The organism is Desulfosarcina sp., assembly GCF_055467485.1.
On record NZ_JBUOIV010000109.1, the window covers coordinates 1 to 7156 of the forward strand.

Sequence of the window (7156 nt, forward strand, 5' to 3'; positions counted from 1 at the left end):
AGGGGATCACGATATTAGTCAGATTGCGGATCCCGCTCTCCGGCTCCGCCTTGTCATCCACCGTGCAGCGAAATGCCCACATCTTCTCCCTGGCGATCGTATGATCCACTGCCATTTCTGCCTGAAGGAGCGACTCCGTAAGTACGCAGGCAGGGATCGGTCATTTTCCCTCCTCAGAATACCGCCGCCGCTGCTGGAGAGATCCGGTGGGGATGAGCACGTAACAGACCGGATCGGATAAAAAAAACCAGACGCGGCTGCCGGTTTAGTTGTGGACGTGGATTGCGCCGTTGGACTATAAAACCAGATAGATCATGCCGGGCATGAGGGGCAAAGGCGCTGACACCCGCCCCGAGTTGGCCGGCAAGCGGAGCACAGATATCCTTCAGGAAACCGCGGATTCGGCAAGGAGAATCATCACATGAAATTTCTCGTGGGCCAGCTCATCTATATTTTTTCGAAAAGAAAAGACCGAAATGTCAGGATGTTAATGAAATTCATGCTCATCCTGGCATCCATGATCACCGTCTACAGCGTCCTGTTCCACTTCCTGATGATACTGGAGGACCAGCGGTTCAGCTGGATCACCGGCTTTTACTGGGCCCTGACGGTCATGTCGACCCTCGGTTTCGGTGACATCACCTTCACCTCTGACCTGGGGAAACTGTTTTCCGTCGTTGTGCTCCTGTCCGGTCTGGTATTTCTGCTCATCATGCTGCCCTTCACCTTTATCCAGTTCTTTTATGCCCCCTGGCTCGAGGCCCAGACCAAAGCCAGGGCGCCACGGGAATTGCCCGAGGACACCCACGGGCATGTCATTTTGACCCGCACCGATCCGATCACCATGAATCTTGTGCAGAGGCTCAAACAGTACCAGTATGCCTACGTCATCGTCACGGAGGATATACAGCAGGCCCTGGAGCTGTTCGATCAGGACTATAAAGTGGTCGTGGGTGACCTGAGTGATTCGGAAACCTACCGGCGCCTCAGGGTAGGCCGGGCCGCCCTGGTGGTGGCCAATATCGACGACATGATGAATACCAACGTCGCCTTCACCGTCCGGGAAATTTCAAAAACGGTGCCGATTGCCGCCAACGCCGATTCAGACGACTCGGTGGACATTTTACAGCTGGCGGGAAGCACCTACGTGCTGCAATTCATGAAGCTGTTGGGCCAATCCTTGTCAAGGCGCGTGCTGCGGACGAGCACTCGATCCAATGTGATCGGGAACATCGACGCGCTTCTCATCGCCGAGGCGCCTGCCATGCGGACACCGTTGGTCGGCATGACCCTTCAGCAAAGCCGCCTGCGCGAGACAACCGGCATTACGGTGGTGGGTGTCTGGGAAAGGGGCAGGTTCGAAATACCCACGGCGGCAACCCACATCAATTCTACGACGGTCCTCCTATTGGCTGGATCGGGGGAACAACTCAAAAACTACGATGATCATATCGGCGGTTACCATAAATTCAGGGCGCCGGTCTTAATTTTGGGCGGCGGCCGGGTCGGCCGTGCGGCCGCAGAGGCCCTTGAGCAGACGGGTATCGACTATCGGATCATCGAAAAAAACAAGAAGCTCATCGCCAATCCCAAATATGTTTACGGGAGCGCCGCGGACATCAACACCCTGACGCGCGCAGGGATCGATGAGGCGCCATCGATCATCATCACCACCCATGACGATCCCACCAATATCTACCTGACCATTTACTGCCGCAGGCTGAGACCCGACATCCAGATCATCTGCCGGGCCAACCTGGACGGAAATATCTCCAAGCTGCACACCGCCGGGGCCGACCTGGTCATGTCATACGCCTCCCTGGCGGCCAACACGATCCTCAATCTGCTCAAACCGGATGATGTCCTGATGCTCGCCGAAGGGCTGAACGTGTTTCGTGCCGGCATACACGCCTCCCTGGTGGGCAAATCGCTGGTCGACAGCCAGATCCGCGGGCAGACCGGCTGCTCGGTGATCGCCATCAACCACGACGGCCAGATGATCAGCAACCCCGACCCCTCGATTCGTCTCAGCGAGAAGGATGAGCTGATCATGATCGGCACCGATGATGCGGAAAAGCGGTTTTTAAAACGGTATCCGGAAGTGACCAAGATCAAGGCATCTTAGGGTCCGTCGACTGATAATGCGCCCTACATGCCTCCGAGTTTCGGCAGCACGGCGGCGGCGAAGCTCAAGACAAAAAAGAAGCCGCACATGTCGGTGACCGTTGTCAGCAGCGGGCTGGAAACCAGGGCCGGATCCAGCTTCAACCGCTTGAGAACGAGGGGCAGCACGCCGCCGAGGAGGACGGAAACCAGCGTGTTAGCCGCCAATGCACCGCCGACAACAAATCCGAGCCACGGGTTACCCTTCCAGAAAAAAGCGACCCCGCCAAGCAGCAGACCCAGCACCAGACCGTTGATGATGCCGACCCGGGTCTCTTTTGCCAGCACCCAGAGCAGTTCGCCCGGACGGACGAGGCCCAGGGAGAGTTCACGCATGGAGACCGCCACGGCCTGGTTGCCCGAACAGCCGCTCATGTCGCTGACCATGGGCAGAAAAACCGCCAGGGTGATCACGGCGGCCAGGGTATCCTGATACAGGGCGATCACGCTGGCGGCAATAATATTGAGGACGATGTTCATGCTCAGCCAGGACAGGCGGCGTCCGGAGCGGGACAGCAGGGGCATGGTCCTGAACTCCTCGCCGCCGACGATGCCGCTCAACCGCAGGAATGTTTTGGTCTTGCGCTTGTTGACCGCCTCCTCGATGGCGCTCGGCAGCACCACACCGACCAGCCGCCCCCCGTCGTCCACCACCGGCACCCCGAAGAGGTGGTGCTCCTCGAAAAACTCCTCGAGCGCCTTCAGGGACGTGTGGTGGGACACACACAGCGGGGAGGCGATCATCACCTGGGTCAGCCGGGTCTCCCGGGCGGGGAAAAGCAGATCGTGCATGCGCAGCACGCCGGCCAGTCGGCCTTGCCCGTCGACCACGTAAAAATACTGCACATGGTAATCGACGTATTCACTCCGATGGGCCTGCAGGTCGTCGAGCACGTCCTGAATCGTATGGTCGGTTTTATAGACCAGGAACTCGGAAATCATCAGGCCGCCGGCGCAGTCCGGCGTATACGCCAGCAGCATTCTGGCTTCTTCGGCTTCTTTGCGGTCCATTTTCGCCAGGATGGCCCGGCTGGCATCCGCATCCATTTCGCCCAGCACATCAACCAGGTGGTCGCTGGTCAGCTCCTCCATGATCGCCGCCGCCTGCGCCGACGGCATATCCTCCACCAGATCCGCAGCCTGGGCCTCGGGGATGTCCTCGATCAGATCGGCGGCATCCTCGGGGCTGAGAAGGCTGAACAGGCGCGCCTGTTCCGCTTCGGTCAGCCGCGAAACGGCCCGTGCCGTCTCCGGTGGACTGAGCGTATCGATAAATGCTGCCGTTTCAACGCCGCTTTGCGTGGCGATCAGCCGGCTGAGCGTTTCCCACGGGGGGGGTTGGTAACTCATGGATACCCTCGTAAACATGCAGCTTGATAGGGGTTGAAGCGTTTAGACGGCGGCCTCGGCTCAGGCAATCAGGGCATCTTGGAACAGCACGGCAAAACCGAGAAAAGCCAGAAAGCCCAGCACATCCGTTACGGTCGTTAAAATGATGCTGGAGCTCTGGGCGGGATCGATGCCGATCTTTTTCATGATCAGGGGGATGGATGCACCGGCCAGGCCGGCGAATATCAGGTTGACCAGCATGCCCAGGCCGATCACCAGGCCGAGAAAAGGATTGCCGTACCACAGCCAGGCCACCAGCGCCGTCACTGCACCGATGACGACACCGTTGATCGCCCCGATCCGTCCCTCTTTAAGGACCAGATGGAAGATCTTGTCCTTTGGAATTTCACGCATGACGATCCCGCGCATGACCACAGCCAGCGACTGGGCGCCGGCATTGCCGCCCTGGCCGGCGACCACCGGCAGAAACACGGCCAGGATGGTCAGTTGGGCAATGATGTCTTCGAACAGGGCCACAACGGCGGCCGCCAGGAAGGCGGTTGCCAGGTTGATGTGCAGCCAGGGCAACCGCTTCTTCAGCGAAAACCACATGGTCGAAAACACCCGTTCATCGCCGCCGGCGCCGAACATCCGCTGAATGTCCTTGGTGGCGTCCTCCCTGGCCCCGTGAATCATGCGCTCGGCCTTGACGATCCCCAAAATGTGGTTTTCGCTGTCCACCACGGGCGCGGCAAAAAATTTGCGTTTGGCCAGCTCGCTGGCGGCTTCGTGCCGGTCTGTGAAACAGTGCAGGGAAAACGGATCTTTGCGGCTGATCTCATCCAGGGTCTTATCAGGGTCCGCCAGCATCAAATCGCGCATGTTCAAAACGCCGACGAGGCGGTTGTCATCGTCAACCACATACACGTATGACGAGGGAAACCGCCTTTTGGCCAGTGCGCGGATTTTCTCAATGGCCTCCTCGGTGCGGCTATCTATTTTCAGGGCGATAATGTCCGTGGTCATGGTCCTGCCGATACTGCCTTCCGGATATTCGAGAAGTTCCCGTATCTGCCCTTTTATTTTTTCGGAGAGATGTCTGGTCATCCGTTCCCGGGCTTGTTGGGGAAGGCGCATCAGAATCGAGGTCGCCGACTGAGGGTCGAGGTGCGATGTCATTTCCCTTAAGAATCCCTCATCGGCATCCTTGAGCAGGGTGGCGGCATAGCTGATCTGCAACACCTTGACCACACGGACCGCCAGGGTCATCGGCAGGGCCTTCAGCACATCGGCCGCCTCCTCTTCGGTCATGCTTTCGAGAATATGGGCAGCCGTGTCCAGGTCATATTCGAAAAACTTCTGGACCACCGGCAGCAGGTTGGCGTTGTCCGTCATGGATTCAATCCTTTACTCTCTTTCTTTCCGCGATGTCTGGCTTTCCATGCCGGCCACCTGCTCCACCGGCAGCACCAGGGCAATTCCGGTGCCGGGCTCACTGAACCGGCCGGCTTCGCGGATGGCCGAAAGGATCGGTTCGACCATGGCGTCGCTCACCAGGAAAAGCACCACCTCCGTGCGGATGTCCAGGCTGAGCCCGAAAAAGGTTTTCGCCTCTCCGGCACCCGTTCCGGAGGCCGGGATGATGGTCGCACCGGTCGCACCGGCCTTTTTTGCCGAATCGACAACCCGGTCGGTCAGGTTCGGCTTAACCATTGCAAGGATGCATTTATTGGCCATTGACTTTTTTCCTCCTTTGTCCGGTTCGAGGCAACCCACCCATTGATGAATGTGTAAAAAGCCGCATTTCCGATCCGTCAACCCATTGTTTTGGCGACAAGCGGGCGCTTGTCATCTTTTTCTGCTCCGCCGCCCGACAATCCATTGAACCAGCTGGGCGTAGCCCAGGACACTGATGATCGGGAACAGGCTGGCAAAGGCAATCAGCCCGAATCCATCCAGCACCGGGCTGCGGCCCGGCACGTTGGATGCCAGTCCCAGACCGAGCGCAGCAACCAGGGGCACGGTAACCGTGGACGTGGTCACCCCGCCGGAATCATAGGCCAGCGGAATGATCATCCGCGGTGCGAAAAAGGTTTGGACGGCAACCACCACATATCCGGCTAAAATATAGATATAAAGCGGGGTTCCGGTCACAATGCGGAATGTGCCGAGGGTGATGCCGACAGCCACGCCAAGGGCAACCGCGATCCGCAGCCCTAAAGATGACACGGCCTTGTAGGACGCCTCTTCGGCCTTGTTGGCGACGGCGATCAGCGACGGCTCCGCGATGGTGGTGGAAAAACCGACCAGAAAGGCAAACAGGTATATCCACCCATAGGCGGCCCAGATCTCTTTGCCGCCGCTCTGGGCACCCTTGGCCAGTTGCAGGGCCATGGTGCGGCCCACCGGGAAAAGGGCCAGATCCAGGCCGCCTAAAAAACAGGCCATGCCCACCAGCACCAGGCAGAAGCCGAATATTATTCTGCCCGGCCTCGGCAGCGGCTTTTTCAACACCGCCATTTGAAACAGCACCAGCAGCCCGAGAACCGGCAGCACGTCTTTGGCCGTGGCCAGCAGCAACTTGAAAGGATCTAAAAAGAGTTCCATAGCGCTCCTAGTGGACAAACAAACCTAAAACCATGACGAAGATCATCGGGGTCAGGGATGCCAGGGCGATCAGGCCGAAGCCGTCGGTCAGCGGGTTCCTCCCGCGGATCGTGCGGGCCAGTCCCACCCCCAGGGCGGTTACCAGGGGCACGGTGACGGTTGAAGTGGTCACCCCGCCCAGATCATAAGCCAATCCCACAATCTCCTTGGGTGCAAACAGCGTCATGACCATGACCAGCACGTAGCCGCCCACGACAATCTTCGGCAACGACCATCCCCGGAGGATTCTCAACACCCCCAGGACGATGGCGACACCCACCGACAAGGCCACGGTCAAGCGGACATGCAGGGCATACCGGTTTACAGCCGCTGGGATATTCTCGATAAGGCCGGCTTCAGCCGCAGCCCTGGCGCCCTCGCGGGTCACGGCGATAAGGGCCGGTTCGGCGACGGTGGTACCGAAACCCAAGGCAAAAGCGAATACCAGCAACCAGACGAGGCTGCCCTTGCGGGCGAATTCTTCGGCCAGGGCTTCACCGAGGGGAAACAGGCCGATGTCCAGGCCCACCACAAAAAGGGCCAGCCCGACAACCACCAGCGCCAGCCCGGACAGGACCGGCACCAGTTCAGGGAAGGGTTGGCGCAGGATCAACAGCTGGAACAGGGTGATGACGATGACGATGGGCGCCAGATCACGGCAGGCGCCGAGCAGGGCAGCGCCCAGGGCTTTAACCAAATTTTGCAGTGGTCCGGTGTGCATAACCAGCTTTCACGGCCGCTTAGGGGTGGTTGGTCCACGCGAAAGCACGTTATGCATGGACGGATGAAGTCAATCTGCTGAAAGCAGCAATCAATAATTATTTCAAGAAAAAAACCGTTAAGCAAACAAATAGACCAGATGCCTGCGGAAACCGCCGGTCCAGGGCCACCGCCACCCGCAGGGGGCGGGCGTCCGATTCGGGGCGAAACAGCACCCGGCGCTCCAGCACCAGGAGCGACTGACCAGCCGGCCCCTTGATGCGGTGACGGTGCAGGACCCCATCGGGGAGCGCATCCC

Annotated in this window: 7 protein-coding genes; 1 reads left to right on the forward strand and 6 read right to left on the reverse strand. The window is 59.1% G+C overall.

Features of this window, described 5'->3' with window-relative positions:
* Positions 1–421: 421 nt before the first annotated feature.
* The gene (locus ACZCED_RS24330; RefSeq protein WP_464862037.1) at positions 422–2125 is read left to right on the forward strand and encodes a potassium channel family protein; all 1704 of its coding nucleotides are present in this window, start codon (positions 422–424) and stop codon (positions 2123–2125) included.
* A 23-nt stretch (positions 2126–2148) separates the two neighbouring features.
* Here the strand turns inward: ACZCED_RS24330 and mgtE (ACZCED_RS24335) are convergent, their stop codons facing one another.
* The 6 genes from mgtE (ACZCED_RS24335) to ACZCED_RS24360 all read right to left on the reverse strand — a co-directional run.
* Complete coding sequence (gene mgtE / locus ACZCED_RS24335; protein WP_464862038.1) at positions 2149–3513, reverse strand: magnesium transporter; 1365 nt, start codon at positions 3511–3513, stop codon at positions 2149–2151.
* Between the two features lie 60 nt (positions 3514–3573).
* A complete protein-coding gene (gene mgtE / locus ACZCED_RS24340; protein ID WP_462972173.1) occupies positions 3574–4887 on the reverse strand; it encodes a magnesium transporter in 1314 nt (437 codons plus the stop codon).
* Between the two features lie 12 nt (positions 4888–4899).
* On the reverse strand, positions 4900–5229 hold the full coding sequence (locus ACZCED_RS24345; RefSeq protein ID WP_462972174.1) for a P-II family nitrogen regulator: 330 nt from the start codon (positions 5227–5229) through the stop codon (positions 4900–4902).
* A gap of 111 nt (positions 5230–5340) precedes the next feature.
* Positions 5341–6099, reverse strand: a complete 759-nt coding sequence (locus tag ACZCED_RS24350) for a DUF1538 domain-containing protein (protein WP_464862039.1) — start codon at positions 6097–6099, stop codon at positions 5341–5343.
* A gap of 7 nt (positions 6100–6106) precedes the next feature.
* A complete protein-coding gene (locus ACZCED_RS24355; protein ID WP_464862040.1) occupies positions 6107–6859 on the reverse strand; it encodes a DUF1538 family protein in 753 nt (250 codons plus the stop codon).
* Positions 6860–6956: 97 nt separating this feature from the next.
* Positions 6957–7156 (reverse strand): hypothetical protein (locus ACZCED_RS24360; protein WP_464862041.1); only part of this gene is annotated, 200 nt, incomplete at its 5' end.

Bases quoted from the DNA above. Each gene is read 5' to 3' on its own strand.
- ACZCED_RS24330 (WP_464862037.1), top strand. From the start codon at position 422: ATGAAATTTCTCGTGGGCCAGCTCATCTATATTTTTTCGAAAAGAAAA.
- mgtE (WP_464862038.1), bottom strand. From the start codon at position 3,513: ATGAGTTACCAACCCCCCCCGTGGGAAACGCTCAGCCGGCTGATCGCC.
- mgtE (WP_462972173.1), bottom strand. From the start codon at position 4,887: ATGACGGACAACGCCAACCTGCTGCCGGTGGTCCAGAAGTTTTTCGAA.
- ACZCED_RS24345 (WP_462972174.1), bottom strand. From the start codon at position 5,229: ATGGCCAATAAATGCATCCTTGCAATGGTTAAGCCGAACCTGACCGAC.
- ACZCED_RS24350 (WP_464862039.1), bottom strand. From the start codon at position 6,099: ATGGAACTCTTTTTAGATCCTTTCAAGTTGCTGCTGGCCACGGCCAAA.
- ACZCED_RS24355 (WP_464862040.1), bottom strand. From the start codon at position 6,859: ATGCACACCGGACCACTGCAAAATTTGGTTAAAGCCCTGGGCGCTGCC.